Here is a 25,813-nt window from a genome sequence, read left to right as displayed (position 1 = left end):
CATTCCTTGAGGTTCTTGCCCTATGCTGACGCTGTTAATTGTTTTGCCTGTCATCGGTGCGCTGCTGATGCCGCTGCTGCCAGAACGAGCCTTGCGTTCGGTTGCTTTGGTGAGCGCTGGTGTCACCTTTGCCCTGTCCCTCTGGATGCTGACGCAGTTTGATGTCCAGCAGACCGCACTACAATTTACGGAATTTGTGCCGTGGCTGTCGCCCTTGGGATTGAACTATTCCCTTGGTGTGGATGGGTTGTCCCTCCCGCTGATTGTCTTGGGAACGTTCTTAACCCTTGTGGTTGTGTTCACGGGTGAAAAAAGTGGCCATCGGCTCTTCTATGCCCTTGTTCTTTTGGCCAATGCGGGAATTACCGGGGCGTTCGCAGCACAAAATCTGCTGCTGTTCATTCTCTTTTACGAAGTTGAGTTGGTGCCCTTTTACCTGTTGATTTTGATCTGGGGCGGGCAGCGTCGCGAGCAGGCAGCGATCAAGTTTCTGATCTATACGGCAGTCTCAGGAATTCTCGTGCTAGCTGCCTTTTTGGGGATGGGCTGGCTCACCCACGCTCCTAGCTTTGACTATCAAGATATTCAGGTTGCTGGCTTGGCACCGACGACCCAAGGGATTCTGCTGCTGCTGTTGATCCTAGGTTTTGGCATCAAAATGCCCTTGGTGCCCCTCCACAGTTGGTTGCCCGATGCCTATGTGGAAGCCTCAATGCCAACCGCCATTCTCCTTGGGGGGATCCTAGCTAAGCTGGGTGCCTATGGCCTAGTGCGGTTTGCCTTAGGCTGTTTTCCAGAGGCTTGGGGGCAGTTTTCTGGCCTGCTGGCCCTTGTAGCGGCTCTTGGCATTAGCTATGGAGCACTGGCTGCGATCGCCCAAAAGGACATTAAACGCATGGTGGCCTATAGCTCCATTGGTCACATGAGCTACGTATTGTTGGCGGCAGCAGCCCATACCCACCTCAGCATCGTCGGCGCCATTGCCCAAATGATTAGCCATGGCCTGATTTTGGCATTGCTGTTCTATTTGGTTGGCGTCATTGAAACGAAAGTTGGCACCCGCGAACTCAATGTGCTCAATGGCTTGCTCAATCCTCTGCGGGGGTTACCGACCACCAGTGCTCTCCTCATTTTGGGGGGGATGGCCAGTGCCGGTATTCCAGGATTAGTGGGGTTTGTGGCGGAATTTTTAATCTTCCAAGGCAGCTATGGTACCTTCCCGATGCCAACTCTAATTGCGGTGGTGGGCACCGGCCTCACGGCTGTTTATTTTGTAATTTTGATTAACCGCACCTGCTTTGGTCGTCTTGACAATGCCACTGCCTACTACCCACGGGTGGTTTGGTCAGAGAAGTTCCCCGCTATGGTACTGACACTGCTGATTCTGGTTCTGGGCATCCAACCAACATGGCTGGTGCGTTGGAGTGAAACCACCAGTGCGCAACTGGTTGCCGCCATCCCCACTGCCACCGAAACCGTTGCCAGTTTACCCCTATAGCTCAGAGAGGAAACCATGGTTGAAACAATTGAGCGTCCCAGTTCGGCAAAACTGCCCCCACTGGATCACCCCCTCGCCGACATTATTTACCGCCTTGAGGCGGGGGGTGCCCTCATTCCCGACACGCCAGTGAACCTGATGAAGATCATCGGTATGTACAAGGCCTACGCCATTCCAATGGACTTTTACTGGCGGAATTTGCTGTACCTCGGTGAGCGGGTATTTATCCATCCTTTTCCCTTCTTCAAGTATTTTCCAACCAAGGACTACTTTGAGTTGGCCAATCACTATGCTGGGGATACAGCGGATCTGCGGATTTGGCGTGGCCCTGCCCATGCCCACCCCGAATTGATGGAATTTATTGCAAAGGGGGAAACAGGGAAAATGCCGCGTCTGCTCCACCACCTTTGGCACGACCGCATCAACATGGAGTTTTCCGAAAGCTTGGCGCGCTCAATGATGTGGCATCGCATGGGGGGGCAGCTGGATATCTACCTTGACTCTGAAGAGTACAAAGCCGCCGCCGATAGGGCAATCCGCGCCTACTTCAAAGGCAACCCGCTGATGCTCGGGCTGTACAAGCTCTTTCCCGACCTCTTCTTGGAGCAGGCTCGCCAAGCCACCTACATGAACGTGCTGGGGCTATTTTGGGAAGTGATGGCACCCGTCTTCCTTGAGATGAGCGATCGCTATGACGAGGGCAGCATTACCAGCGTCAAGGATGCCATGAACTTCTTGGTCAATGGAATTTTTGCCATTGCCGGTCGCCCGATTTACCACCACGTCTATATTGATGGCGAGGTGCATGTCCTTGTGCCCAAGGAAAAGGGCTTTATGTGGCTCTATGAAGCGGCCTTCCCCTATGTGGAAGCGGTCTTTTACCGCACGGCGCCCTTCCGGGGAACGAAGTCCTACAATGCCCAAGCCAATCAGGTGCCCACTGATCAGGTGGACTTCCACTATGGCATTCTCTTTGCCGATAAATTCCCGGTGGGGACGGCGGGGATTCCCCCCACACTGCTGCATCAGGACATGTATCACTTCCTACCCCAGTACCTGAAGGATTACTTCCACCAGCACTGTCGCGGCGAGGATGATATTTTGGTGCAGTTGGGAATTGCCTTCCAGCATGCGATGTACACGGTGACCTCCGCTGTTTTGCAAGCAACCCGTGCCGCCTTCTACTACCCCTTAGATGATCCTAATCCGGAGCATCTCATGGCCAACCGGCGTTTCTTTGTGGCTCAGATGGATCGCTTCTTGCGACCGCAGTACGGCATTGCTGAAGCCTGCAAAATTCGCAATGTCCAAGATCCCAATTATTTGTAGGGAGTTGTAGGACAGGACATTAGGGAGAGGGGGTGTGTCTCTTCTCCCTTTTTGCTAGGCTGGAATCAAAGTGAATTTTTGTAACGAGGTAAAGCCGTGGCCAACGTGGAAATTTATACGTGGTCTCGTTGTCCTTTTTGTATTCGGGCAAAGCAGCTGTTAACCCGCAAGGGAGTAAAATTTACCGAGTACGTCATTGATGGCGATGAAGCGGCTCGTGCTGCAATGGCTCAACGTGCCCATGGCCGGCGATCGCTCCCGCAAATTTTTATTAACAACGAACACATTGGCGGCTGCGATGATCTTTATGCCCTAGAGGCACAAGGGAAATTGGACGCTCTGTTGCAAGCGGCAGCTTAATGACGGTGGATATTGCCTTTATTATTGACCCGATCGCCCGCCTTGACCCCGGCCACGATACCAGTGTGGCCTTGATGGAAGCAGCGCAAGCGGCAGGCGCACAGGTGTGGGTAACGGAAATTTCCCAACTGCTGATCCGCGAAGGTCAGGTATGGGCAGCGCTCACCCCGATCCAGTTATCGCCCGTGCAATTAGTGGCTGGCCAGTGGCAGATTCCCCAACCTTGGTTTCAGACGGGGGCAGTGGAATGGCGACCCCTCAACACCTTTCGAGCCGTGTGGATGCGCAAGGATCCCCCCGTGAATACCGCCTACCTCTATGCCACGTACTGTCTTGATTTAATCGATCCCCAGACCACCCTTGTCCTCAACTCGCCCGCAGGGTTGCGCCATGCCAATGAAAAGATGTATGCCCTGCAATTTACGAGTGTGACTCCCAAGACCATTGTCACAGGAGATAAGCAGCGCATTCGGGAATTTGTGCAGCAGCAGGGCATGGCCGTTCTCAAGCCCTTGGGGGGCAAAGCCGGAGAAGGCATTCTCTTTTTGCAGGTGGGCGATCGCAACCTCAATTCCATGATTGAAATGAGTACTCAGTGGGGACAGCTACCGGTGATGGTGCAGGAGTACCTACCCGCGGCCAAGGAAGGCGATAAGCGGATTATTCTTCTCAATGGGGAACCCATTGGTGCTGTGAATCGGATTCCCACAGGGGATGACTTTCGGGGCAATATGGCCACCGGCGGACGCGTGGCAGCAGTGGAAATTACCGAGCGCGATCGCCAGATTTGTCAAACTTTAGCCCCTGCCCTACGGCGCGATGGCCTGTACTTTGTGGGGATTGATGTCATTGGTGGCTATTTGACAGAAGTGAATGTCACTAGCCCCACGGGCGTTCGTGAGATCGATCGCCTCAATGGGACTTGCCTTGGTCAACAGGTGATGGCTTGGCTATTAGGTTAACATTGAGTCATGCTTAGCCACTCAGGGGATGTGATTCAAACCAGTAATCAAGTTTTGATAAAGCGATATGGTTCACAGCAAAGAACGCGCCCCCAGAAATAGAACAATTACGTTGACCGAGCAAGAACAAGCGAAGTATCGACAGCGACTCCTACGGTTGAGTCATCCTGTGAGCCTATCAGAAATCATTAACCGCACCATCCATCAAGATATCTTTGAGGTCATCAAGTTTCTCCCAAGTCAATTTGTTGATTTGCTGTTTATTGATCCACCTTACAACCTGAACAAAGTATTTAACTCAATTAGCTTCAAGAAAAAAAGTTTAGAGGATTACATCAACTGGCTAGAGTCTTGCTTGTCGAGTCTTGAAAAAATTCTAAAACCAACTGCATCTATTTATATTTGCTCTGATTGGGAATCCTCAACTGCTGTATTTGAAGTCATTAAAGACCGTTTTCAAATCCGCAACCGAATTACATGGGAGCGCGAGAAAGGACGAGGAGCAAGCAAGAATTGGAAAAATGCCTCTGAGGATATATGGTTCTGCACTGTTTCTAATGAGTACACCTTTAATGTTGAGGCTGTTAAGCTCAAGCGTAAAGTCATCGCTCCCTATAGAGTCAATGGACATCCCAAAGATTGGGAAGCCACGGAAGAAGGAAATTACCGCCTAACGCATCCTTCTAACCTGTGGACAGACTTAACTGTGCCCTTTTGGTCAATGCCAGAAAATACAGATCATCCCACCCAAAAGCCCGAGAAACTACTGGCTAAGGTCATTTTAGCTAGCTCCAATCCAGATGACATTATTTTTGATCCATTCCTCGGCTCCGGAACAAGCTCTGTCGTTGCCAAGAAGCTCGGTAGGCGTTTTTTGGGGGTTGAACTGGATGAGACTTATGCTTGCCTAGCGGAGAAGCGCCTTGAAATGGCTGAAGTAGATGCTTCGATTCAGGGCTATGCTGATGGCGTGTTTTGGGAAAGAAACACATTAAGTGAGCAAGGACGTTTTACGCAAAAGCAGTATCAGTGCGAAAAACTATTTCACCAACCAGAGCTTTTTCCCTAGGAGAAACATAAGAATCAATGGAAAAAAGACATATTTTCTATGGTGATCAGATTGGTCAAATCGAAGAAAACATCAAAGAACTCTTAAACTCACAGGAAGATTTCTTGTCTGCTGTGACAATCAATAGCCCAAGAGCTGTTGGCGATGCTGTTCAGCAAATTCTTGCCAATCATCTACAGGCAGTTCTTGGTGAAGAGATTTGTAAAAACTATTCAGCACATTTTGCCCGTAGAGCCATGGCTGATCTCGCTTTCAAGGATGATCAAGGATTTTACTATGTCATTGACGTGAAAACCCACAGATTGAGTACACAGTTTAATATGCCCAATTTAATTTCTGTAGAACGCCTCACTCGTTTCTATCAATCAGATGAAAATGTTTTTGCAATTTTGCTGATTGCCTATGAGGCTCAAAGAACGCGTATCGGTATTGAAAATGTTCAATTTCTGCCAATCGAGTTTTTGGGGTGGGACTGCTTAACAATTGGCGCTTTGGGTTGGGGGCAAATCCAGATTGCGAACTCTAATGTTTTAACGATTAACCGTGGCTACTCCCGCAAGCAGTGGATGCTTGAGTTGTGTGATGCATTAGCTGAATTCTATCCCCGTGAAATTAGCAAAATTGAAGAGCGGTTGAAACACTTTACAAAAGTTCGCGAGTTTTGGCTTAATCATAGCGATTAAAGCTTTTTTCATAAAGTTAAGCATCATAAACCAAGCTGCAACATGGCTGTGATGCGACTGAAAACGGATAGTTGCCTTGTATAATCACTGTACTGAATCTCTTCCTTTTGCCTATAATTGATAAACTAGATTTTTTCACGAGTCTATGAGTCGCGGCACACTTTTTGATAAGGTTTGGGAACAGCACACGGTGGCTACACTGCCCTCAGGGCAAACGCAGCTCTTTATTGGCCTGCACCTGATTCACGAAGTCACGAGTCCCCAAGCCTTCGCCATGCTGCGGGAGCGGGGATTGGCGGTGTTGTATCCGCAGCGAACTGTGGCGACGGTGGATCATATTGTGCCGACAGATACGGTGGCGCGTCCTCTCCAAGATGCCCTTGCCGAAGAGATGCTGCAAGCCCTTGAGGCGAATTGCCGTGCTCACAATATTCCTTTCTTTGGGATTGGCTCCGGTCGTCAGGGCATTGTCCATGTGATTGCCCCTGAGCAGGGGTTAACGCAACCGGGGATGACGATCGCCTGCGGGGATAGCCACACCTCTACCCACGGTGCCTTTGGGGCGATCGCCTTTGGGATTGGCACCAGTCAAGTGCGGGATGTGTTGGCGACTCAGACCCTCGCCCTCAATAAGCTGAAGGTTCGCAAAGTAGAAGTGAATGGCTCCCTTGGCTCTGGGGTCTATGCCAAGGATCTCATCCTCCACATTATTCGCCACCTTGGTGTTAAAGGCGGTGTTGGCTATGCCTATGAGTTTGCTGGCAGTACCTTTGCCCAGCTCTCAATGGAAGAGCGGATGACCGTCTGCAATATGGCCATTGAAGGGGGAGCCCGCTGCGGTTATGTCAACCCCGATGAAACCACCTTTGCCTATTTACGAGGCCGCCCCTTTGCTCCCCAAGGCAAGGCTTGGGATGAGGCGCTGGTGTGGTGGCGATCGCTCGTCAGTGATGCCGATGCTGAATACGATGATGTTGTCACATTTGCAGCTGCAGATATTGCACCGACGGTCACTTGGGGCATTACCCCCGGCCAAAGCATTGCGGTGGATGAGACCTTGCCCACCCTAGAGAGTTTGCCCGAGGCAGAACGGGCGATCGCCGCTGAAGCCTATGCTTACATGGATCTGCAACCGGGGCAGCCCATTCAAGGCACCAAGATTGATGTCTGCTTTATTGGCAGTTGCACCAATGGTCGCATTAGTGATCTGCGGCAGGCTGCCAAAGTTGTCGAAGGGCGCAAAGTCAAACCCGGTGTCAAAGCCTTCGTTGTCCCCGGTTCAGAACGGGTGAAAGCGCAAGCCGAAGCGGAGGGTCTCGATGTCATTTTCCAAGCCGCAGGGTTTGAATGGCGCAATCCTGGTTGCTCGATGTGCCTCGCCATGAATCCCGACAAGCTGCAAGGGCGTCAGATCAGTGCCTCATCTTCCAATCGCAACTTCAAAGGACGCCAAGGATCAGCAGCGGGACGGACACTCCTCATGAGTCCAGCGATGGTGGCCGCCGCAGCTATTACGGGTGAAGTTACAGATGTGCGGGCATTTCTTTGATGTCCTGCTTAATAGATATCAAGTTCTTTATCAGCCCTGTCACATTCCCTAAAGTATGAAATTATCCTCCTAGACAATGACAATAGAGACAAGGGGAGGAGCGGTTTATGTTTCCAATCTTTCCAAAAGGAGGCTGCCTATGAAAATGTTACAGGGCTTGCTGGGGGCAGTGGTTCTGGGTATGGCCTCTATTTTGCCTGCTGCTGCTGAGACGCTAGTTTCTGATAGCGGGCTGACTGAAATTTACGGCTACCAGCTTAGCCCCTTGCCCGGAGATATCTTGCCCTACACCACCAAAGTCAATGGACGAGTTTATGAGGGCACCATTAACGTCACGGCAAGCGGCAATGGCTTCGTGCGCGGCTTTTTTAGCGATCGCGATCTTGGCGGTAATTTTGGCTGTAGTGGCGAAGTAACCATTCAATGGGTACGGGATAATCGCTATATTTCCGTGTGGCGAGTTGGCGGTACTTATACGCCGCGTCTGCAATGTCCGCAAGCGGGCACCACCGCTCGTCTGAATATGCGCCTCTATCCCTAGAGAAATCAACCATACTCCTGCTCTGTAATGCGCCAGCGCGCCGAAAGAACACTGGGTTCTAAACTCAAGCGGCTCACCAGCCCTTCTACAAAGTCATCATTGCGCTCTTGACTGAGGAGTTCTGCTTCAATATGGACGCGATCGGGGGTGTCTTCAATATCCTCGCTGAGGAGCGATCGCAACTTCAGCCGACTGCCCGCTAATGACTGCAACAGCAGTGCCCGCAAATGAGCCTCTGCCTCAGCACGGCAGACAATATCACAGCGATAGCACAACTCCACTTCGGTGCCCTTGAGGGGCTGCTGATTGATGCGATAGCCGAGGGGACGCAAGAGCAGATTGGCCATGAGCACTGCCACTGCTCCTAAGGTTGCCTGATAGAGTAATCCCGAACCACACAGTGCCCCCACCGCCGCTGCACACCAGAGAGTAGCGGCCGTATTCAAACCCCGTACTGAGAGGCCTTCCCGCAGGATCACGCCCCCGCCGAGAAACCCAATACCAGAGACAATTTGGGCGGCAATCCGCGTTGGACTCGCTTCCCCCGGCGTCAAAGCCGAGAGCATGACAAATAGTGCTGCCCCCGTTGCCACGAGGGTATTTGTGCGCAGACCGGCCATGCGTTGCCGCCATTGTCGCTCCAAGCCGAGGGCTGCCCCAAGACAAAAGGCTGCTACCAAACGGACAATAAAATCACTTGTTGACATCGGTTAAAACGACAGCCCTAGGAAGACACTCACCAGATAGAAGTAGAGCAACAGCCCTGTAAAGTCCTTGATGGTTGTGATAAAGGGATCCGCCGCTGGCCCGTGGTCAAAACCCAACTTCAGCAACACCCAAGGAAGCAATGCCCCTAAGATCGCCGCGAAGGTAATTACAACAAAAAGTGAAATCCCTACAGCCAGTCCCAGTTGGGGAATGTCGTTGGGTAGCCCTTGCCAGAAGAAGGCAATCAAGCCGCCAGCAGTTCCCAAGATAAGACCCATGATCGCACCAATGCGAAACTCGCGAAAGAGATAACCGCCATAGCGACGAATATCAATGTGCTGCCAAGCAAGACCACGGGCAAAGACAGTGGTGGATTGGGTACCGACATTGCCTCCCATGTCCATGACCACAGGAATGAAAATGGCTACGGCAACGACGGCTTCCAGAACTTCCTCAAAGTACTGAATCACGCCGCCAACAATCATACCGCCAATGAGGGTAATGATCAGGCAGATAATCCGCAGTTGCACTGCATAGCGAATGGGACCGCGCACCAGTCGTTCACTCCAAGCTTGATCGCGGTTGAGCAAGTTGCCCACACCTGCTTGCGCCAAAATGGTGCTCGTTGCCTCCTCCTCAATCAGGTCAATCACATCATCAAAGGTGATATCGCCCACCAGTCGCCCCTCTTGATCCACCACAGGAATAGCAGGGACATCGTATTCCTTGAGGAGTTTGGCTGCGGATAGTTCCGGCGCGGTCACAGCGATCGCCAGTTCCTGTCCTTGCACCAAATCTTGAAGCGGCTGGTGGGGATTTGCTTTCATCAACTGGATCGGCTGCACAAAGCCACGATAAAAGCGCTGTTCATCAATGACAAAAATAATGCTCAGGTCATTAATATCCAAGGAACTCTCACGGATAGCGGCGATCGCCTGCTCCACGGTCAAGTCTTGCCGCAGCGCCAAGTAGCGCAGATTCATGCGCCGACCAATTGTGCCCTCAGGATAGCCCAACAGCAGGTTCACGGCGTCGCGGGATTCTGAGCTTAACTGGCTGAGCAACCGTTTGGTGACCTTGGCAGGTAATTCCTCAAAGAGACGCACCCGTTGATCGGCCTCAAGGGCTTCTAGAAAATGCAGAATCTCAGGATCCGTCATCCCTTCAATGAGGGTTGCCTGCTCATCGGGAGTCAGGGCTTCAAAGACTGCGATCGCCTTGTCTTTTTCGAGGAGGCGAAAGGCCAATACCCGCTTATGGGGGTCAATTTGGCGCAGGGCACGCACTAGCTCAGGAATCGTCAGTTGGTTGGCTGTCCGCTTGGCAGCACCGAGACCCTGCGGATAGGTCAGCAGATCATCGAGGGGATTGATTACCATCGCATTGCTCCTTCTATGGTTGACAATTTAGGGTGGGTGAGACAGGGGCATAGGCTTCGCTCAATTGATGCCAGAGATCAGCCAACTGGTTGTAGGCTTCGGATGTAGAAAGTTTCCCACTCGTATGGAGAGCAGCAATAAACCCTGCCCGTTGAGCAAATTTCTGCAGGTAGGCATCAAAGGTCAGCGCGTCTAGGGTGACGTGCCCACGGTAAAGGGTATAGGGGCACAGAAATGCCTGCTTTACATCGTTGGTTATCATGGTTCTAAGCTCCATTGAGAAACGACAATAGGATGTTTTAGGGTTTAACGAGACAACTCAAAGGGTGAGAACTCTCCCAAGTGGGCGATCGCTTGGCTCATGACCGTAATCATCAGGTGGCCAAGGGCAACACCCAGCACTTCCGAAAGGGTAATTCCCAGCATTTCGGCCATCATGCTGAACAAACAAACTTCAAACATAGAAACTCTCCGTTGCTAATGGTTTTGCCACGCAACAACTTGAGCGATGAAAAGTAGTCGTTCAATAAAAACGCTTGACTACGGGCGATCGCTCTCAACAACAAACAGATTTGAGCCAGCCAACCTTAGGCAGACTCAGGTAGATACGAGACTGAGACCTATTGACCAATTTGCTTCGTGATCCATCTCCATTTGCAGATCAACTGCCTTGGAACGCGCGGAGATGAACCAGAAGTTCAAGCCATTAGGCAGCAGACAAGTCTGAATTCACCTCGGCGATCCTTAGGGGAGAGAGGCTCCACCTATGGCAGGGATCTTCATTAGCGGAGATGGGGTCACCAGAAGCAGCACTACAGTGACTCCTACTAGACTCCATTAAGAAAATCTCCAAAAATAGACAAATGCCAGCAGCCTAGGAAATCTTTCGACTGCCAACTGGCATTTTAGGGGGTGAGCAAGTCTTTGTCAAGGATCATATGAACAGCTAGGGCATTGCAGTGGGGCATTTCTGGTCGTATCGCCCTTTTCACAGCGATCAAATACCCTCACCCCGGTAAAAGCCCCGATGGCAGAGCACCGCACTCCCGTTATGTCGCTGATATTTCAGGAAAGGGCTGTCATTCGCTAAAATTGTTAATCATTACTTAAAGTTTCATAGTGTAAAACGTCCAGAAGTATCTTAATGCGTGATAAAAATTGTGGATTCTAGCGAATGATTATAGATGAATTTGAGCACTTTACTGAATTATTGGTCAACTACACCGATGATCTCATTTGCCTGCACGAACCGGATGGCAACTATCTATATGTGACTCCCTCCAGCAAAACCCTTTTAGGCTATTCTCCTGAAGAACTGATTGGTAAGAGTCCCTACACATTATTTCATCCTGAGGATGCAGAGCGCATTCGCAGTGGTGCCCATGCCCTCGCCCTGCAAGGCAGTGTGAATGTGATAGAAACCTATCGCATCCGCAAAAAGCATGGCGGATATGTTTGGTTGGAAACCCTCACGCACCCCATTTGTGATGCAGGGGGAAATGTTTTATTTTTAGTCTCCACATCGCGGGATATTACCCGTCGCCGTCAACTCGAGCTAGAGCTACAAGCCAAGCAAGAACTACTGGAAGCCTTTTTTCAACAATCCCTTGAGGCCTGCTTCTTCATGATGTTGGATCAGCCCATTCGCTGGGATGACACGGTCAACAAAGAGGAAATCTTGGAGTATGTCCTTGATCATCAGCGGATTACGCGTGTCAACAGTGCCTTTGCCCAGCAGTATCAATTACCGCCGCAGGAGCTGATTGGCCTGACGCCGCGCATTTGCTTTAAGGATGATCTGGAACTCGCCAAACGGCTGTGGCGAGCACTCTTTGATCTGGGCTATTTTCACATTGAAATTGAACTCCACCGCCGCGATGGTAGTTCCTTTTGGGTTGAGGGGAATTATGTGTGTCTCTACAACCAAAATAAGGAAATCATTGGCCACTTTGGTGTGCAGCGGGACATTAGCGATCGCATGCGTCTGCAAGCAGAAATTGCCCAAAAAACGGCTGAACTAGAGTATTTCTTTGGCTCCTCCCTAGAGCTATTTATGATTGCCGATAGTGAGGGACGGCTGCGGCGGGTGAATCAACACTGGCATACCTGCCTGGGCTATGACCTGAATCGGTTGGCAGGGGCAAAGTTTGAGGAATTTCTCCACCCCGGCGATCGCCCCCGCCATCGGGAGATGCAGCAACGTCTCCTTGCTGGGGAGCAAATCAGTAACCACACAATTCGCCTGCGCACCCAAGGGGGAGACTATCGCTGGTACGAATGGCAAGGCCTGCTCAGTCAAGGGCGCATCTATGGTGCTGCACGGGATGTCACGGAACAGCGCCAATTTAGCGATCGCCTGCAAGCGGCCTACAACCAAGTGACTGATATTTTGGAGAGCATGTCGGATCACTTTTTTGAAGTGGATCGCGACTTCACAGTTATCTATGTCAACGGAAATTTTTGCCGTCTAGTGGGGAAATCTGCCTCAGAGATGCTGGGGCAAAACCTCTGGGATCTCTTTCCCGATGAGCGCAACTCAATTTTTGAAAGCCAAAGTCGGCGGGCAATGGCAGAGCAAACTCCCGTCCAATTTGAAGCCTTCTATGAGGGGCTGAACCAATGGTTTGCGGTACGGGCTTTTCCCACTGGCCGAGGCCTTGCCGTTTTCTTCCGGAATATTACGCTTCAGGTGGACTCCACTACTTCGTTACAGCGACGGCAAACCCAAGCGGAACTCCTGCATCGGCTAACCTTGAAAATTCGCCGTTCCCTTGATCTGGAAACGGTTCTTAAAACCGCCCTTGAGGAAGTGCGTCAACTGCTGGGGGTCGATCGCACGCTGCTTTTCCAGTTCTATGCCGATGGCCGGGGTGAGGTGGTGGCTGAATCGGTGGCGGCACCGCAGTTTTCTCTCATGCACCGCACCTTCTATGACCCCTGTTTCCACCGTGAGTCTGCCGAAGCCTACCTTCAGGGACGGGTACTGGCGGTTGCTGATATTAACACCGCTGAAATAACCCAGTGTCATCGCGACTTTCTCAACCAATTGCAGGTGCGTGCCCTCTTAGTGGTACCGATTATTGAGGAGGAACGTCTCTGGGGATTACTCCTGTGCCACCACTGCTCTTCTCCTCGACCTTGGGCAAGTGACGAGGTCGAATTGATCCGCCAACTGGGCGAACAACTGGGCTTTGGCATCAACCGTGCTGAACTGGTGACTGGGCTGCATCAGGAAAAAGAACGCTATCGGCGGGTGCTGGAGGCTCAAACAGAACTGCTCTACCGCTGTACCCCTGAAGGACACCTCACCTTTGGCAATCCCGCCTTCTTTCGCTATCTTGCTGCTGCGGGCATCAATTGTGATCTGGGGGATGTGCTCCAGCATCCCTTTGATGCGGTGACCCAGCAACGCTTCCAACAGCATCTGCAAGCCCTCACCCCCACGCAGCCCCTCAGCACAATTGAGTGTGGCGTGACATTGCCCCAAGACCAGATTCTTTGGTTTGAATGGACAACCCGCGCTTTTTTTGATCACCATGGCCGCTGTGTGGAGTATCAATGTGTGGGACGCGACATTACCCGCCGCAAGCAAATGGAGGATCGCTTAATTCACGATGCCCTCCACGATGCCCTAACGGGACTGCCGAACCGCACCCTGCTCCAAGACCGATTGCAGCATTGCTGGCGGCAGTATCAACGCCATCGCGATCGCCCCTTTGCGGTTGTTTTTATTGATATTGATCGCTTTAAGCGGGTTAACGATAGCTTGGGTCACCAAGCAGGAGATCAGGTGCTGATTACCCTTGCCCAGCGGATGCAAAGTGTGGTGCCGGAGGGGGATACCTTGGCTCACCTGAGTGGCGATGAGTTTGTGGTGCTGTGTGAAGATCTGGATCCTGAGCAAATGGTGGCTCAGGTAGAAGCACGGGTTGCCGATCTAGAGCGGGTGATTCAGGAGCCCTTGGTCATTGATGGCCATCTGTTAAGTCTCAGTGCCAGCATTGGCGTCACTTTTAGCGATCGCGACGCTGCCTCTGCCGCTACCCTCCTGCGGGATGCTGACATTGCTATGTACCAAGCAAAAAAACAGGGATTAGGGCAGTATCGGATTTTTGACCCGCAAATGCACACCCAAGCCCAGAGTTGCTTTACGCTGGAGAGTCAACTGCATCAGGCGATCGCCAACAGTGAGCTACAGGTCTATTTTCAGCCCATTGTTCAACTGGAGACGGAGGCGATCGTGGGTCTTGAAGCCCTGAGCCGTTGGTTTGATCCTGAAAAGGGTGAAATTCCTGCCGCCGAATTTATTGGCCTTGCGGAGCAAGCCGGTCTCATTGTTAGCCTTGGCCGACAGGTCTTTGAACGGGCGATGCAGGAATTCAGCCAGTGGCGGCAACAGGACAGCCGTCGCCAGACCATGACCTTGGGCATTAATATCTCGCCTCAACAACTGGTGGATGCCAACTTTGTCAGTGATATTTTGGCAGCGCTGCGCCGTGCCCAATTGCCCCCCCATCTCCTTCATCTGGAGATTACGGAAACGACCATGATCCGCAACCTTGAAGCCACATTGCAGGTGGCCGAGGAACTGCAACAACTGGGGGTTGCCCTCAACATTGATGACTTTGGCACGGGCTATTCCTCCCTGAGTCGGTTGCATCAGTTGCCGATCCACGCCCTGAAAATTGATCGCTCCTTTGTCCAGAACTTAGAGAAAAGCCAAGCGGCACGGGAAATTATTGGTGCCGTGATTGCCCTCGGTAAAAGCCTGCGCTTAGATGTGGTGGCAGAGGGGGTGGAGACAGCAACCCAAGCCGCCCAATTAATCGACCTCGGTTGTCGCTATGGCCAAGGCTACCTCTTCTATCCACCATTGCCGATTGATCGCTTGCCCTAGGATTTGCTGCTGGTATCCTCATGGGGAAGAAAGGGCAGGCTTTCCCACCAACTTTGATAGTTTTTCGTCATTTCCTGCCACCAGTCGGCGGGCTGTTGCAGTGCCTGTTGCAGGCGATCGCGCTCCTGTTCGAGACGTTGAAGGTTCATCTCCAGTTGGTGATAGGTGGTTTCTAGGGTGGTGAGTTGAGCATTGAGGACTTGGTGTTGCTGTTGCCAGTAATCGCTGTCTGCTCGTAATTGTTGATTTTCGGCGGCTATTGCCTGAAGTTGGTGCTGGAGTTGATTGCAGTGATCTTGCAGTCGCACGACTTCGGCTTCGAGGGCGGCTTTTTGCGAGGGGTGTTGTAGCGATCGCAGAATTGTCCACAGCAGAATCAGGGTGGCAACCACGCCATAGCTGGCCAGTGCCCAAGTCCCCTGTGCAGATAATGCCGCCCACACCATGAATACACCCTAGGAAAGAGATACTGCTAAGGGGGGAGCGATCGCCTCTGCAAGATATTGCCGCAGCACCATGGCCAGCCAATCGACATCGGCAGCGGTGGTCTCTCGCCCCAAGGTAATGCGTATTCCCGCTTTGGCGGTTTCAGGATCGTAGCCCATGGCCAAGAGGGTGGGACTGGATTGGGTTTGACCACTTTGACAGGCGGATCCCGCACTAATGCCAATGCCCGCAAGGTTGAGTTGCCGTACAAAGGTTTTGCCATTCAAGGGCTGGCCGTGGCGATCGCGCACAATCAAACTCAAGTGATGGGGCAATCGCTGCCATGGATGCCCTGTTCGTTCCACTTGGGGATGATCCTGCAACTGCTGCCACAGGCGATCGCGCAGTTGAGCAAGGCGCATCGGTTCTGTCGCTAGTTCAGTGGCGGCCCATTCCGCTGCCACCCCAAAACCCACCAAGGTTGGCACTGCTTGGGTTCCCGCCCTGAGATCCAGTTCTTGTCCCCCGCCACGCAAGAGCGGCTCTAGGGGTACCCCCGATCGCACATAGAGCGCCCCCGCTCCCTGAGGGCCATAAATTTTATGACTGGACAGCGAGAGTAAATCCACCCCTAGCCGTTGCACATCCAAGGGAACTCGTCCGGCCACTTGAACCGCATCCGTATGGAAAAGCACCCCCGCCTCTTGGCAAATGGCTGCGAGTTCAGCAATGGGTTGCAGCGTGCCCACCTCACTTTGGCCGTAGATGATCGAGACCAAGACCGTGTTCGGTTGCAGAGCCTGCCGTAGTTGGGCGGGTTCCACCTCTCCCCACCGATTCACCGCTAAGCGGGTCACTTGCCAGCCTTGAGCTTCAAGGGCAGCCGCCGGTTTGGCCACCGCTGAATGCTCGACTGCCGAAATAATTAAATGCTGAGGTTGGCGATAGCGTTGGCAAATTCCCCACAGGGCAAGATTATCCGCTTCTGTGCCCCCAGAGGTAAAAATGATTTCATCCGCTTGGGCATGAATCAGCCCTGCCACCTGCAGCCGTGCCTGTTCAAGGGCGATCGCTGCACGTTGCCCCCACTCGTGAATACTCGATGGATTGCCCCACTGCTGTTCATAGGCCGCCACCATCGCTGCAATAGCCTCTGCTCGACAGGGGGTTGTTGCACCATAGTCGAAATACAGTTGCATGGGCAGGAGCAGCTCCCAAAAACCAATGGCGGAACTGTCATCAAACCCAGTCCCTTAAGCCAATTGTAACCGATTATTCCCTAGCTCCTTTTTGCTGCCAAACCGCTGAATCTGAGAGATGACTTGAATTTCCCCCGCAATAATCCCCGTAACCAGCTCCTGCATTGCTTGATATTCCGTGGCGCTCAGGGAACGCTGCCACAACAATTCATTGATCTGCCGCTCTTGAGCAGGGGTTACGATCCGAGTCGCCTGAATACGGCGGATTAGCTCCAGCAGCGTCATACACCAATCCCCTTGCAATTTGCGTGTATGGTCTCAACTATGCCAGTGCTTCACAAAGCTTAACTGTGATCAACAGCACACAAAGACGTTGATCTCAATCACAAGTTCCTATTTGAGACTGAAAATAATTGCTCTTTAGAACTCCACGTTGAGGGTGTCCCATGCCACCTGCGGATACAGGCGTTCGAGTTCCTCTAGGCAGGTAAACTTTTGCTGCCGCCGCCGCTCCAAAATCGCATTGGCTGTAGCAGCGTCAATTCCCAGTTTCTGCTGCATTTGCTGGCGGGTGGCGCGATTGATGGCGATCGCGGGGGTATTTTTCTGCGCCACCTGATCTGCTGTTGGCTCCCCTTTGTCTACACTGGGCGTTGCCAGTACTTCTGGATTGCTGCAGGAGACTTCCTCGGACATCACGCCATTGCGGGGAATCTCATAGCGCAGGAAATCACGCGCCAGACGAGTATTGGGGAAAATGGCTTGTGCTTCCGCAAGCAGATCCTCCACCTGCACGGGATTGCCGGGGGCGTAGCGGGCACTAAAGTGGGTGAGGAAGAGCAATTTCACTTGGGCAAAGGTCGCCACCTGAGCCGCCATCGTGGATGTAGAATGCAGCCGTGCAAAAGCCAGATCCGCCTCCTGATGGGAAAATGTCGCCTCGTGGATGAGGACATCCGCCTGCTGGGCTAATTCAACCGCGCTTTCACAAAAGACTGTATCGGTGCAATAAACCATACTGCGCCCCCGCTGCGGTGGATCACAGAAGTCGCGGCCATCAAAGGTGCGGCCATCTGCGAGGGTGATCGTTTTGCCCTGCTTGAGTTGACCATACAGTGGCCCAAAGGGAATTCCCAAGGCTTGGGCTTTTTCCACATGAAAGCGACCGGGGCGATCGCTCTCGGTGACGCGGTAGCCAAAGGCGGGAACACGATGATGCAGCAGCCGACAGGTCACGGTAAACTCGCCATCACTAAAGACTTCCCCCGGCTCCACCGTATGCACCTGCAACTTGTAGGGAAGCCGCATCACCGACCAGCGCAAACAACTGGCAATATAGCGATCCAGTGTTGGCGGGCCATAGATATCAATCTGAGTCACGGTTCCTGCAAGGCCACAGCTAGCCAGCAAGCCCATCAGGCCAAAGATGTGATCGCCGTGCATGTGGGTAATGAAAATGCGGCGAATCTGACTGGTTCGCAAATCGCTGCGCAGCAATTGGTGCTGGGTGGCCTCACCACAGTCAAAAAGCCAAATTTCCTTGCGCTGGGGCAGCCGCAGAGCCACACTGGAAACATTGCGTGTGCGGGTGGGTACCCCCGAACTGGTGCCTAGAAATGTAATTTCCACGCTTAGTCGTCTAGGAGTTGCAGGTCATCAAAACGAATTTCCACGGTGCTGGTTTGGCCATTTTCATGGGTGCGCACCACCTGCCGGCTCATCAGGTAGTAATTGCCGACGGGCACATAGGTATCCTCAAACTCCATTTGCCGCAGCACTTCGTTGGTTTGCGGGTTGCGGAAGACAGCCACATAGTTGGTGGAAATGTAGCCTGCACCGGTATCAAGGGCTTCACGGTGGGTAATGGCAAAGGCAACCCGCCCCATGACACGGCTGACATAGACAATTTGATTGTCCCGCACTTTGTAGTTCGACCCCATGGCGTCGCCGCTGACGCGGATCTCGACCGCACCGCTGGCGTCTGTTTCCCCAACTTGGAACGTGTTTTTGCCGTGGGCCTCTTCAAAACGGTTGCGCTTGCGGTGGACAATCACATCCCGCAATTGGTTGTAGAGGGATTCGCGAACTTGTTCGTCTTCTATGCCACTCACCTCAACGCTGTAGTCGCGGCTCACTTTCACCTGCCCGTGGTACGTGCGATCGCCCTCAATGAGCGTGACCTTGGCCGTAAAGCCGGGAAAATTCTCATCCCATGTGTAACGATTTTCGTAGGCAGCGCGAAAGAGCGCCTCAGCATCAAGAGCCTGTGTCGCTGGCATGGGGGCATCCTCAGTAACAGTCACATTGTTTTAAGATAACTCAATTTTCTGACCCCTTGACGACCACGTATATCTAGTGTTCACTAGGGTTAAATCATTGCGCACTACACTAGATGTATAACCCCTAGGGGGTCGTTCTCCTTTTTAACTGGACAGGAACACGATGGTGGCACAACTCGCGGTTTCCGTTTCTGAGGCAGGCTTGCCCCTAACCTATGGTATTGAGGGAGTGGTGCAGGTGTTTACCTGTCCGCAGCGGCACTTTTTCACCACGGTCATGGCGCAAGCGTTGCGGGTAGCTGCTCAAGGCAGCAGCGTCATCATTGTTCAATTGCTCAAGGGGGGAATTCAAACGGGGATTGAACACCCGATTCAGTTGGGACAGCATCTCACGTGGTGGCGACCGGCGCTGCAACGCTGTTTAGGAGAAACGGACACCCTAACTCCTCAAGAAAAGGCGGCAGTACGTGAGCTATGGCAGCATCTGCAAACGACGGTGCAAAGGGGGGAGTATCGTCTGGTGGTCTTAGATGAGGTGAGTGTGGCCATTCAACTGGGGGTGCTGAGTGAAGCGGAGGTATTGAACTTTTTAGAGAATCGCCCGCGGACGCTGGATGTGATCTTGACGGGGCCTGAAATGCCGGAATCGCTGCTGGCGATCGCTGACCAAATTACACAGTTGCGGCGTTTAATTTAGGTTGGTTTAGGTCTAATTTAGGGCAGCAGAAACGGTCTCTAGCCACTCTAGCAAATACTCATTGACCAAATCGGGTTGCTCCTGCTGCACAAAGTGGCCACAGTAGTCCAAGTATTGAATTTTCAGTTCCTTGACGTAGGCTTCCGTGCCGTAGGTGAGTTCAATGCCCAAGGTGGGGTCTTGCCGCCCCCAGAGCATCAGCGTCGGTACCTCGAGAACCCCCCACTCCCGACTCCAGAGACTTTGCAACCCGGCGCGGTAGTAGTTGAGCATTCCCGATAGGGCACCCCGTTGGGCGGCCGCATCCTGATAGCGGGCAATGTCCGCCGCCCGAATTGCCTGTTGGTTCACCGCTGCCCAGCGAAAGATTTGGGCAACTGCTCCATAGCCCCCCCACTCCAAGAGGATCTCTGGTAGCCAAGGCAGTTGAAACAGCAGCATATAGCTACTGCGCAACCATTGCTCCAAACTCAACTGGTGGAACATTGCTGGATGCGGACAGGCTAGGACACTCAAGGTTTGAATCCGCTGCGGCACCGCATAGGCCACGCCCCAAGCCACCATCCCTCCCCAATCATGCCCCACCAAATGACAGCGCCGATAGCCAAGGCCGTCAATGACACCGACAATGTCGAGAATTAACTCGTCAAGAACATAGCTAGCGGTATCTTGGGGTTTATCGCTGAGATTATAGCCGCGCAAATCTAGGGCAACGACTTTGTGCTTTTCCGCCAAGACAGGAATTTGATGTCGCCAAGAGTACCAAAACTCGGGAAAGCCATGGAGCAGCAGCACTAACTCCCCTTCTCCTTGGGTGACATAGTGGAGGCGAATCCCATTGGAGACAATAAACTTATGGATCCACGGGCCTTCAATCATATGCACCTTGGGGGCTGGCACTTTACCACTATAACCAAGGGAACGCCAAAGGATAGGGTTGCCCCAACCTCGAATATCAACCCCCCCAAGGAATGCACCGTGAGGGTAATCTGTGACCTCAGGAGTCAGAATGCTGCTCGTAGAAGGGCAAGGCTTACAATTCTTACCAATTTTTAATAGGCAAGGGTTTCGAGAGCCTGACGCAGGTAAGCGGTAACGCAAGCATCGAGATCCGTGGGCTGCTCAACGACAACACTGGCCTGCTTTTCACTGAGCCAACGCTGAAAACCCGAACTGTGGGCGATCGCCCGCTTCAGGGAGTTCCAAACCTCGGCGGAGGCTTGCGGATTGGGAACCGTAACGCTATCCATAGATACTCTCCTAGTGGGTTTGGAGTGAGGGCAAGGATTCACCTATGGTTCTACGATAGCGCAGGACTCTTCCCCCGGCTGTATGCCATGTTACGATTTATTGCAGAATTTGCCCAAAACCTAGAAAAAGACGCGATGTTGCAGGCAGGGCATTTGCTGGCGCACCTGTTCGAGGCGGCTGGGTTCAATGGCCGCAATTGCCAGTCCGGGGCGATCGCCGGCATCCGCCAAAATGGTTCCCCAAGGATCCACAATCATGGCATGGCCATGGGTTTGCCGCCGCGCATAGTGAATTCCCGTCTGAGCCGGTGCAATCACGTAGCAGGTATTTTCAATCGCCCGCGCTTGCAGGAGAACTTGCCAGTGATCCTTACCCGTGAAGGCGGTAAAGGCCGCCGGCACAAACAGCACTGTTGCCCCCGCTTGGGAGAGCGCGCGGTAAAGTTCTGGAAAGCGAACGTCGTAGCACACCGACAAGCCGATATTCCCCAGTTCCTTACTGGGATAGACAGAGGGCAACTGCCGTCCCGCTAGCACTGTGCCCGATTCGTGGTAGATATTGCCATCGGGCAAATCGACATCAAATAAATGCACCTTTTGGTAACGGCTCAATTCTTCTCCGTTAGGACCAATGAGGACTGCTGTGTTATAGACTTTGCCTGCAGTTGCTGGTACTGGGTAGCCACCCCCCACTAAGGTAATCTGAAATCGCTGCGCCATGCGTTTCAAAAAAGCCTCAGTCCGCTCAGCGATTGTTGCCGCTTGGGCGACCTTCTCGCGATCGTCACCGAGAAAAGAAAAGTTTTCTGGCAACCCAATGAGTTCTGCTCCCCGTCTCACCGCCAATTCAATCAATTCTTCTGCCTGCGCCAGATTTGCCTCAAGATTCGGTTGGCTCGTCATTTGTACTGCGGCAGCGAGATAGGATTTCATGCCCATTGAAAAAAAGACAGCAATCCCTCATTCTATCGTCACAATCTGCCTAGGGCAAGTCTAGCGAGAACGCAGGTTCCGGAAGATCGGATTGCGTTGGGTCGGGAGCTGATGCTCATGGGCAGTGCGGTATGCCCAAAAGACATAGCCGGCAATAAAGAGGTTCAACAGCACGACTAGCAGTAGCTTGGGACCACTAATGGGATGCAAGCGCGGCGTTTTTTGCCGTGTTTTTTGGGGTAGGAATTGAACGGCCATGGCTGCTCTCAGAACGCAACAGTTCCAGAGTCCACCATCATTAGTCGTTGTCCACTCTCAATTTGTCTTCTCTGGCCAATAATGGCGATGTTCCGGTTGCCCCTACTATAGATCGCTACCCCATTCGCCACCCAGCATCTGAAATGTTTTTTAATGCCTAGTCACAAAACTACACTATCGCTCAGACGCCCCCAACATGCCCCTAAAAAGCCATCCGCCCCCAAGGAGGGCCTTAGGAGCGGTCTGGTGGTTATCGTGGGTATCAACTGCTAGGAGAAGTGGCCTCCTAGGTGTGATTTCAAATCAACAGATGGAGAACAACTCTTCCCTAGAGCTGAGCTACTCCAAAACGACGACCCAAGCGTTTACTACTATCTGCCATGGGCATCACCTCCCTCTCCCTGAACGGTAGTTTGCAAAACAACTGGCTTTAAGATAGCACACTCAAACGGTATTGTGGCAAGCGCTGGGCAAAATGAGCATGGCATCGCCAAAGGAATAGAAGCGGTACTGGCGATCGATGGCCTGTTGGTACAACTGAAGCAACCGTTCGCGGCCAATAAAGGCACTGACGAGCATCATCAAACTAGAGCGGGGCAGATGAAAGTTGGTAATGAAGCCCTCGACTATCTTGGGCTGATACCCCGGATAGATATAGAGATCACTCTTGCCACAAAAGGGCTGAAGGGTGCCGGATTGGGCTGCCGTTTCTAGGGAGCGAATAACAGTGGTGCCGACGGCAATAATCCGTCCTCCGTCAGCTTTGGCGGCCTGAATCCGCTCGACGGTAGCAGCTGGTACCTCAATCCATTCTTCGTGGAGATGGTGATGGCGAATATCGCTGGCCTCCACAGGACGAAAGGTGCCAATGCCCACGTGGAGCGTCAAAAAACAATGATCAATGCCGTGATAGGCCAACTTACTCAAGAGTTCGGGGGTAAAGTGCAAGCCAGCGGTTGGCGCAGCCACAGCACCGGGACGGCGAGCATAGACGGTTTGGTATTGTTCAGTATCTTCAATGGGGTTGTCAATGTAGGGAGGTAAGGGCACTTCCCCTAGGTGATCAAGATAGGACCACAGGCGATCGCCCGCGGGTAAATCGAATTCAATCACCCGGCCTCGGGTCTCCTCATCAATGGCCTGTACCGTTGCTTGCAGGGAACCGATTTGAATCACCGTCCCAGGGCGCAATTTTCGACCGGGCTTGACCAAGGCCAACCACTGGCGATCGCTCAATTCTTCGAGAAGAAACACCTCAACGGTACGGCCAGAGCCGCCCACTTTTTGACCCCTCAGCCGTGCCGGAATCACCCGTGTATCATTGAGTATTAGCAAATCCCCCGGTTGCAACAGTTGCGGTAGCTCATAGAAGTGGTGATCGGTAGCAGTCTCCTGTGCCACCACCATCAGGCGGGAATGATCGCGGGGAGAAACGGGATGTTGGGCAATCCGTTCCGGCGGCAGGTGATAGTCGTAGGCGTCGAGGGAAAAATCGTCAGAACTCGGCATTATTGGGGTGGGGTCAACGGTGAGGGGGATGGCTCTACCACAGAGCGATTCATAGAAGTCATCACAGCCAGAAAGCCAAGGGCAGCGGTGGCAACGCCCACAGCCACCAGCAGTAGCAGCCACGCTTGGAAACGAGACCTTTGGGCTGGCGGCGGTTTGGGTTGGGGTTGAGGGGGTTCCACAATCTGGGAAACCGTCAGGTCGAGATCCGCTGGATCGGGTGGGGGGACGTAGCCCATTGTAATGTCTGTCACCTCTGGCAACTCCCCTTGGCAAACAATATCGCTGTAGTCCAAGTCAATGACACCCGCTGCATTCTTCACCCGACAGTGAATGAGCACCACCGTCACATTGTCATGGCCATTGAGGCGATTGGCAAGATCAATGAGTTGTTCGGCCGCAGCAGTGAGGGCAAGCTGACCTTGGAGCACAGGCAGGAGGTACTGTGGCCAGTAGGTTTCGACACGATTAAAATCACTGAGGCCGTCGGAACACAGCAAAAGAATTCCCTCTTCATCCAGTAAAAAGCGTTCTACTGTGGGGTGCAGATGCTGGGAGGGTGCCATCCCCAAAGCTTGCACCAAGGAACCACCATAGGGCAGCTCAAGGGCTTGATGGTAGGTACTCATCCCCAAGCGCACATCACGGCTGGCCACATCGTCATCGAGGGTGAGCTGGTAGCAGCCCCAGCGGTTGATCCAGTAGGCGCGGCTATCGCCAATGTGGGCAAGGTAAAGATGGGCGTGTTCAATCAGGGCACCGACAACTGTGGTTCCCATGCGCTGGCGTTCGTGGCGCTGCTCCGTATCATTGCGTTGATTGATTGCATCATTGGTGCGGCGAATAGCGGTTTGAATCGCCTGTTCAACTGTAGCAGGGGACATCTCCAGCAGCTTGAGGGGGGTTAGCGTCTCCTCAAGAATGTCAATGGCCAAACCGGAAGCGACATCGCCCCCTTCATGCCCCCCGACGCCATCACACACGAGGGCGAACACCTGTGATTGGCTCGTGAGATCGCACTCTGGAAAACACTTGTCCTCATTGCGTGTCCGACTAGGCCCTTGGTCGGAGCGGCTAGCAATATCGTAGTGGTACTCATAGCCAAGGCTGTCGAGGGCCTGTTGAAACAGCGTCTCTAGGGTTGCGCGAATAGATTCAGGGGTGGTTTGCTGAGGATCCTGCATGTGTTGACACAGGATCGTGAAGGCCTGCTGAAAGTTTTCCCCTTGATCAGCAAAGCTGAAATGGGTTTGCCAGAATTTGCCAAGGTCAGCCAAGGTGGGATTATGGCCTGCTTGCAGTTGCAGCAGCCGCACAAGGGATCCCTCGGCTCGCAAAAGCTGGGGATTCAGCAGTGTGAGAGCCACATTTTCTGCCACCAAGGCTGGCCAAAGGGAGATGATTTGCCATAACCAGTTGAGGCGGCGCACTAAATTGGCTTTCTCCCAGATGGTGGTGAGGGGAGCGGCATGGGTGAGACCGGGGGCAATTTGGGCATCGGCAATGTCAATGCAACTGACGGGGGCATGCTCAAGGAGCAACAGTTCACCTTCAGGGAGGGAAAGGGCGCCAAATAATTCCGGGACATGGGGACGCTTGGGAAAGAGGCGCAGATAGGGACGGTAGAGCTGGGAGGTGTTGTCCACACTGGGCGCTGGCTCCCCCGGCAATAGGTCTAAGAGCAAGTGTTTACCTTGCACTAGATAGCGATCGCCCAACAGTTCACCCACCCTGTAGGGATCCAAACCAGAACCGATCGCCCACAAGTAGCGTTTCAGGAGTGGCACCTGACAGTGGCAACACTCAACTTGGTGAATGGAATTTGCAGTGCCACACTCTGGGCAAATGAGATTAGGTGCAGGTGGATTCATCGCTTCAATCCTGAGGGGGCTGCCGCAGTCACAATCACCCGCAGCAGGTACGCACAACGTCTCTGATCCAGTAATTCGCTAGTCCATAGCAGCAGCGAATAGAATACATTCAATTCCCTATCCTAGCTTTTCTCAGGCAACAGCGGAATATCCCAGTGACAGCTCTTTGGCGATGGAGCGAACACACTCAAAACGGTGAAAGCCCCTACAGAAGAGACTCACATCCCATATTTTAGACAAGGGCTTATTCAGCCCTGTCAACATCCCTGATGTTGCCACGAACTATCAAGATAGAATTAGAATAATTAATCCGCGGTAAAAAGGATCACAATTAGTGATACAAGCTTTTGTAAGTCTTATTTTTATTTATCAGAACAATTAAAAACGGTAGACGCAACTTTAGACATCACTTTAAC

At 52.7% G+C, this 25,813-nt stretch carries 25 protein-coding genes; 10 read left to right on the top strand and 15 right to left on the bottom strand.

What is annotated here, in order from left to right:
• The first annotated feature begins 22 nt into the window (after nucleotides 1–22).
• From RHJ31_RS11235 to RHJ31_RS11200, 8 genes are all read left to right on the top strand, one after another.
• Nucleotides 23–1,498 carry an NADH-quinone oxidoreductase subunit M gene (locus RHJ31_RS11235; protein WP_206201277.1) on the top strand — a complete coding sequence of 492 codons (1,476 nt, stop codon included), beginning with the start codon at nucleotides 23–25 and terminating at the stop codon, nucleotides 1,496–1,498.
• Nucleotides 1,499–1,513: 15 nt separating this feature from the next.
• Entirely contained in the window at nucleotides 1,514–2,827 is a 1,314-nt protein-coding gene (locus tag RHJ31_RS11230; protein WP_302676644.1) for a CO2 hydration protein, read from the top strand.
• Nucleotides 2,828–2,923: 96 nt separating this feature from the next.
• A complete protein-coding gene (gene grxC / locus RHJ31_RS11225; protein ID WP_250682073.1) occupies nucleotides 2,924–3,187 on the top strand; it encodes a glutaredoxin 3 in 264 nt (87 codons plus the stop codon).
• 5 nt (nucleotides 3,188–3,192) lie between these two features.
• The gene (gene gshB, locus RHJ31_RS11220) at nucleotides 3,193–4,149 is read left to right on the top strand and encodes a glutathione synthase (RefSeq protein ID WP_302677816.1); all 957 of its coding nucleotides are present in this window, start codon (nucleotides 3,193–3,195) and stop codon (nucleotides 4,147–4,149) included.
• Nucleotides 4,150–4,216: 67 nt separating this feature from the next.
• A complete protein-coding gene (locus tag RHJ31_RS11215; protein WP_310454353.1) occupies nucleotides 4,217–5,218 on the top strand; it encodes a DNA methyltransferase in 1,002 nt (333 codons plus the stop codon).
• Nucleotides 5,219–5,235: 17 nt separating this feature from the next.
• Nucleotides 5,236–5,901 (top strand): hypothetical protein, encoded by a 666-nt coding sequence (locus RHJ31_RS11210; protein ID WP_302676642.1) that lies wholly within the window; start codon nucleotides 5,236–5,238, stop codon nucleotides 5,899–5,901.
• A 145-nt stretch (nucleotides 5,902–6,046) separates the two neighbouring features.
• The gene (leuC, locus tag RHJ31_RS11205; protein WP_302676641.1) at nucleotides 6,047–7,450 is read left to right on the top strand and encodes a 3-isopropylmalate dehydratase large subunit; all 1,404 of its coding nucleotides are present in this window, start codon (nucleotides 6,047–6,049) and stop codon (nucleotides 7,448–7,450) included.
• A gap of 139 nt (nucleotides 7,451–7,589) precedes the next feature.
• Nucleotides 7,590–7,991, top strand: a complete 402-nt coding sequence (locus RHJ31_RS11200; RefSeq protein ID WP_206201284.1) for a hypothetical protein — start codon at nucleotides 7,590–7,592, stop codon at nucleotides 7,989–7,991.
• Between the two features lie 5 nt (nucleotides 7,992–7,996).
• On the opposite strand, the gene RHJ31_RS11195 is transcribed toward RHJ31_RS11200, so the two are convergent.
• Genes RHJ31_RS11195 through RHJ31_RS11180 form a run of 4 tightly spaced genes read right to left on the bottom strand, consistent with a single transcriptional unit; the run spans nucleotide 7,997 to nucleotide 10,540 of the window.
• Nucleotides 7,997–8,698: an MgtC/SapB family protein gene (locus RHJ31_RS11195; RefSeq protein ID WP_206201285.1), complete on the bottom strand. Its 702-nt coding sequence runs from the start codon at nucleotides 8,696–8,698 to the stop codon at nucleotides 7,997–7,999.
• Between the two features lie 3 nt (nucleotides 8,699–8,701).
• Complete coding sequence (mgtE, locus tag RHJ31_RS11190) at nucleotides 8,702–10,078, bottom strand: magnesium transporter (protein ID WP_302676640.1); 1,377 nt, start codon at nucleotides 10,076–10,078, stop codon at nucleotides 8,702–8,704.
• 13 nt (nucleotides 10,079–10,091) lie between these two features.
• Nucleotides 10,092–10,340, bottom strand: coding sequence for a hypothetical protein (locus RHJ31_RS11185; protein WP_302676639.1), 249 nt, complete (start codon nucleotides 10,338–10,340; stop codon nucleotides 10,092–10,094).
• Between the two features lie 44 nt (nucleotides 10,341–10,384).
• Nucleotides 10,385–10,540: a hypothetical protein gene (locus tag RHJ31_RS11180; protein WP_206201287.1), complete on the bottom strand. Its 156-nt coding sequence runs from the start codon at nucleotides 10,538–10,540 to the stop codon at nucleotides 10,385–10,387.
• Nucleotides 10,541–11,252: 712 nt separating this feature from the next.
• Here RHJ31_RS11180 and RHJ31_RS11175 point away from each other — a divergent pair.
• A complete protein-coding gene (locus RHJ31_RS11175; protein WP_302676638.1) occupies nucleotides 11,253–14,975 on the top strand; it encodes an EAL domain-containing protein in 3,723 nt (1,240 codons plus the stop codon).
• On the opposite strand, the gene RHJ31_RS11170 is transcribed toward RHJ31_RS11175, so the two are convergent.
• The 5 genes from RHJ31_RS11170 to RHJ31_RS11150 all read right to left on the bottom strand — a co-directional run bounded on the left by RHJ31_RS11170 (nucleotide 14,972) and on the right by RHJ31_RS11150 (nucleotide 18,879).
• Nucleotides 14,972–15,421: a hypothetical protein gene (locus RHJ31_RS11170; protein ID WP_302676637.1), complete on the bottom strand. Its 450-nt coding sequence runs from the start codon at nucleotides 15,419–15,421 to the stop codon at nucleotides 14,972–14,974. The genes RHJ31_RS11175 and RHJ31_RS11170 overlap by 4 nt on opposite strands.
• Before the next feature lie 9 nt (nucleotides 15,422–15,430).
• Nucleotides 15,431–16,600, bottom strand: coding sequence for a cysteine desulfurase family protein (locus RHJ31_RS11165; protein WP_302676636.1), 1,170 nt, complete (start codon nucleotides 16,598–16,600; stop codon nucleotides 15,431–15,433).
• 54 nt (nucleotides 16,601–16,654) lie between these two features.
• The gene (locus RHJ31_RS11160; protein WP_149817400.1) at nucleotides 16,655–16,885 is read right to left on the bottom strand and encodes a hypothetical protein; all 231 of its coding nucleotides are present in this window, start codon (nucleotides 16,883–16,885) and stop codon (nucleotides 16,655–16,657) included.
• A gap of 135 nt (nucleotides 16,886–17,020) precedes the next feature.
• Nucleotides 17,021–18,229, bottom strand: a complete 1,209-nt coding sequence (locus tag RHJ31_RS11155) for a ribonuclease Z (protein ID WP_310445808.1) — start codon at nucleotides 18,227–18,229, stop codon at nucleotides 17,021–17,023.
• A gap of 2 nt (nucleotides 18,230–18,231) precedes the next feature.
• Nucleotides 18,232–18,879: a DUF3386 domain-containing protein gene (locus RHJ31_RS11150; RefSeq protein WP_302676635.1), complete on the bottom strand. Its 648-nt coding sequence runs from the start codon at nucleotides 18,877–18,879 to the stop codon at nucleotides 18,232–18,234.
• A gap of 163 nt (nucleotides 18,880–19,042) precedes the next feature.
• Here RHJ31_RS11150 and RHJ31_RS11145 point away from each other — a divergent pair, with 163 nt between their 5' ends.
• Nucleotides 19,043–19,576 (top strand): P-loop NTPase family protein, encoded by a 534-nt coding sequence (locus tag RHJ31_RS11145; RefSeq protein ID WP_302676634.1) that lies wholly within the window; start codon nucleotides 19,043–19,045, stop codon nucleotides 19,574–19,576.
• 12 nt (nucleotides 19,577–19,588) lie between these two features.
• Here the strand turns inward: RHJ31_RS11145 and RHJ31_RS11140 are convergent, their stop codons facing one another.
• From RHJ31_RS11140 to RHJ31_RS11115, 6 genes are all read right to left on the bottom strand, one after another.
• Entirely contained in the window at nucleotides 19,589–20,455 is an 867-nt protein-coding gene (locus RHJ31_RS11140; protein WP_302676633.1) for an alpha/beta fold hydrolase, read from the bottom strand.
• 173 nt (nucleotides 20,456–20,628) lie between these two features.
• Nucleotides 20,629–20,826 (bottom strand): hypothetical protein, encoded by a 198-nt coding sequence (locus RHJ31_RS11135; protein ID WP_206201295.1) that lies wholly within the window; start codon nucleotides 20,824–20,826, stop codon nucleotides 20,629–20,631.
• Between the two features lie 120 nt (nucleotides 20,827–20,946).
• Complete coding sequence (locus RHJ31_RS11130) at nucleotides 20,947–21,759, bottom strand: carbon-nitrogen hydrolase family protein (protein WP_302676632.1); 813 nt, start codon at nucleotides 21,757–21,759, stop codon at nucleotides 20,947–20,949.
• 60 nt (nucleotides 21,760–21,819) lie between these two features.
• On the bottom strand, nucleotides 21,820–22,017 hold the full coding sequence (locus RHJ31_RS11125) for a hypothetical protein (protein ID WP_206201297.1): 198 nt from the start codon (nucleotides 22,015–22,017) through the stop codon (nucleotides 21,820–21,822).
• A gap of 444 nt (nucleotides 22,018–22,461) precedes the next feature.
• Nucleotides 22,462–23,526, bottom strand: a complete 1,065-nt coding sequence (gene queA, locus RHJ31_RS11120) for a tRNA preQ1(34) S-adenosylmethionine ribosyltransferase-isomerase QueA (protein ID WP_302676631.1) — start codon at nucleotides 23,524–23,526, stop codon at nucleotides 22,462–22,464.
• On the bottom strand, nucleotides 23,526–25,397 hold the full coding sequence (locus RHJ31_RS11115) for a PP2C family serine/threonine-protein phosphatase (RefSeq protein WP_302676630.1): 1,872 nt from the start codon (nucleotides 25,395–25,397) through the stop codon (nucleotides 23,526–23,528). The genes queA and RHJ31_RS11115 overlap by 1 nt, the downstream gene beginning before the upstream one ends.
• Between the last annotated feature and the right edge of the window lie 416 nt (nucleotides 25,398–25,813).

It is taken from the genome of Thermosynechococcus sp. JY1331 (genome assembly GCF_031583475.1).
Classification (GTDB): Bacteria; Cyanobacteriota; Cyanobacteriia; order Thermosynechococcales; family Thermosynechococcaceae; genus Thermosynechococcus.
Note: the sequence above shows the minus strand (reverse complement) of the source record. Positions and strands in the feature narration are given on the sequence as shown.

Coding starts and splice junctions, on each gene's coding strand:
- RHJ31_RS11235 (WP_206201277.1), top strand. CDS start 23: ATGCTGACGCTGTTAATTGTTTTGCCTGTCATCGGTGCGCTGCTGATG.
- RHJ31_RS11230 (WP_302676644.1), top strand. CDS start 1,514: ATGGTTGAAACAATTGAGCGTCCCAGTTCGGCAAAACTGCCCCCACTG.
- RHJ31_RS11215 (WP_310454353.1), top strand. CDS start 4,217: ATGGTTCACAGCAAAGAACGCGCCCCCAGAAATAGAACAATTACGTTG.
- RHJ31_RS11210 (WP_302676642.1), top strand. CDS start 5,236: ATGGAAAAAAGACATATTTTCTATGGTGATCAGATTGGTCAAATCGAA.
- leuC (WP_302676641.1), top strand. CDS start 6,047: ATGAGTCGCGGCACACTTTTTGATAAGGTTTGGGAACAGCACACGGTG.
- RHJ31_RS11200 (WP_206201284.1), top strand. CDS start 7,590: ATGAAAATGTTACAGGGCTTGCTGGGGGCAGTGGTTCTGGGTATGGCC.
- RHJ31_RS11195 (WP_206201285.1), bottom strand. CDS start 8,698: ATGTCAACAAGTGATTTTATTGTCCGTTTGGTAGCAGCCTTTTGTCTT.
- mgtE (WP_302676640.1), bottom strand. CDS start 10,078: ATGGTAATCAATCCCCTCGATGATCTGCTGACCTATCCGCAGGGTCTC.
- RHJ31_RS11185 (WP_302676639.1), bottom strand. CDS start 10,340: ATGATAACCAACGATGTAAAGCAGGCATTTCTGTGCCCCTATACCCTT.
- RHJ31_RS11180 (WP_206201287.1), bottom strand. CDS start 10,540: ATGTTTGAAGTTTGTTTGTTCAGCATGATGGCCGAAATGCTGGGAATT.
- RHJ31_RS11175 (WP_302676638.1), top strand. CDS start 11,253: ATGATTATAGATGAATTTGAGCACTTTACTGAATTATTGGTCAACTAC.
- RHJ31_RS11170 (WP_302676637.1), bottom strand. CDS start 15,421: ATGGTGTGGGCGGCATTATCTGCACAGGGGACTTGGGCACTGGCCAGC.
- RHJ31_RS11165 (WP_302676636.1), bottom strand. CDS start 16,600: ATGCAACTGTATTTCGACTATGGTGCAACAACCCCCTGTCGAGCAGAG.
- RHJ31_RS11160 (WP_149817400.1), bottom strand. CDS start 16,885: ATGACGCTGCTGGAGCTAATCCGCCGTATTCAGGCGACTCGGATCGTA.
- RHJ31_RS11150 (WP_302676635.1), bottom strand. CDS start 18,879: ATGCCAGCGACACAGGCTCTTGATGCTGAGGCGCTCTTTCGCGCTGCC.
- RHJ31_RS11145 (WP_302676634.1), top strand. CDS start 19,043: ATGGTGGCACAACTCGCGGTTTCCGTTTCTGAGGCAGGCTTGCCCCTA.
- RHJ31_RS11140 (WP_302676633.1), bottom strand. CDS start 20,455: ATGATTGAAGGCCCGTGGATCCATAAGTTTATTGTCTCCAATGGGATT.
- RHJ31_RS11135 (WP_206201295.1), bottom strand. CDS start 20,826: ATGGATAGCGTTACGGTTCCCAATCCGCAAGCCTCCGCCGAGGTTTGG.
- RHJ31_RS11130 (WP_302676632.1), bottom strand. CDS start 21,759: ATGAAATCCTATCTCGCTGCCGCAGTACAAATGACGAGCCAACCGAAT.
- RHJ31_RS11125 (WP_206201297.1), bottom strand. CDS start 22,017: ATGGCCGTTCAATTCCTACCCCAAAAAACACGGCAAAAAACGCCGCGC.
- queA (WP_302676631.1), bottom strand. CDS start 23,526: ATGCCGAGTTCTGACGATTTTTCCCTCGACGCCTACGACTATCACCTG.
- RHJ31_RS11115 (WP_302676630.1), bottom strand. CDS start 25,397: ATGAATCCACCTGCACCTAATCTCATTTGCCCAGAGTGTGGCACTGCA.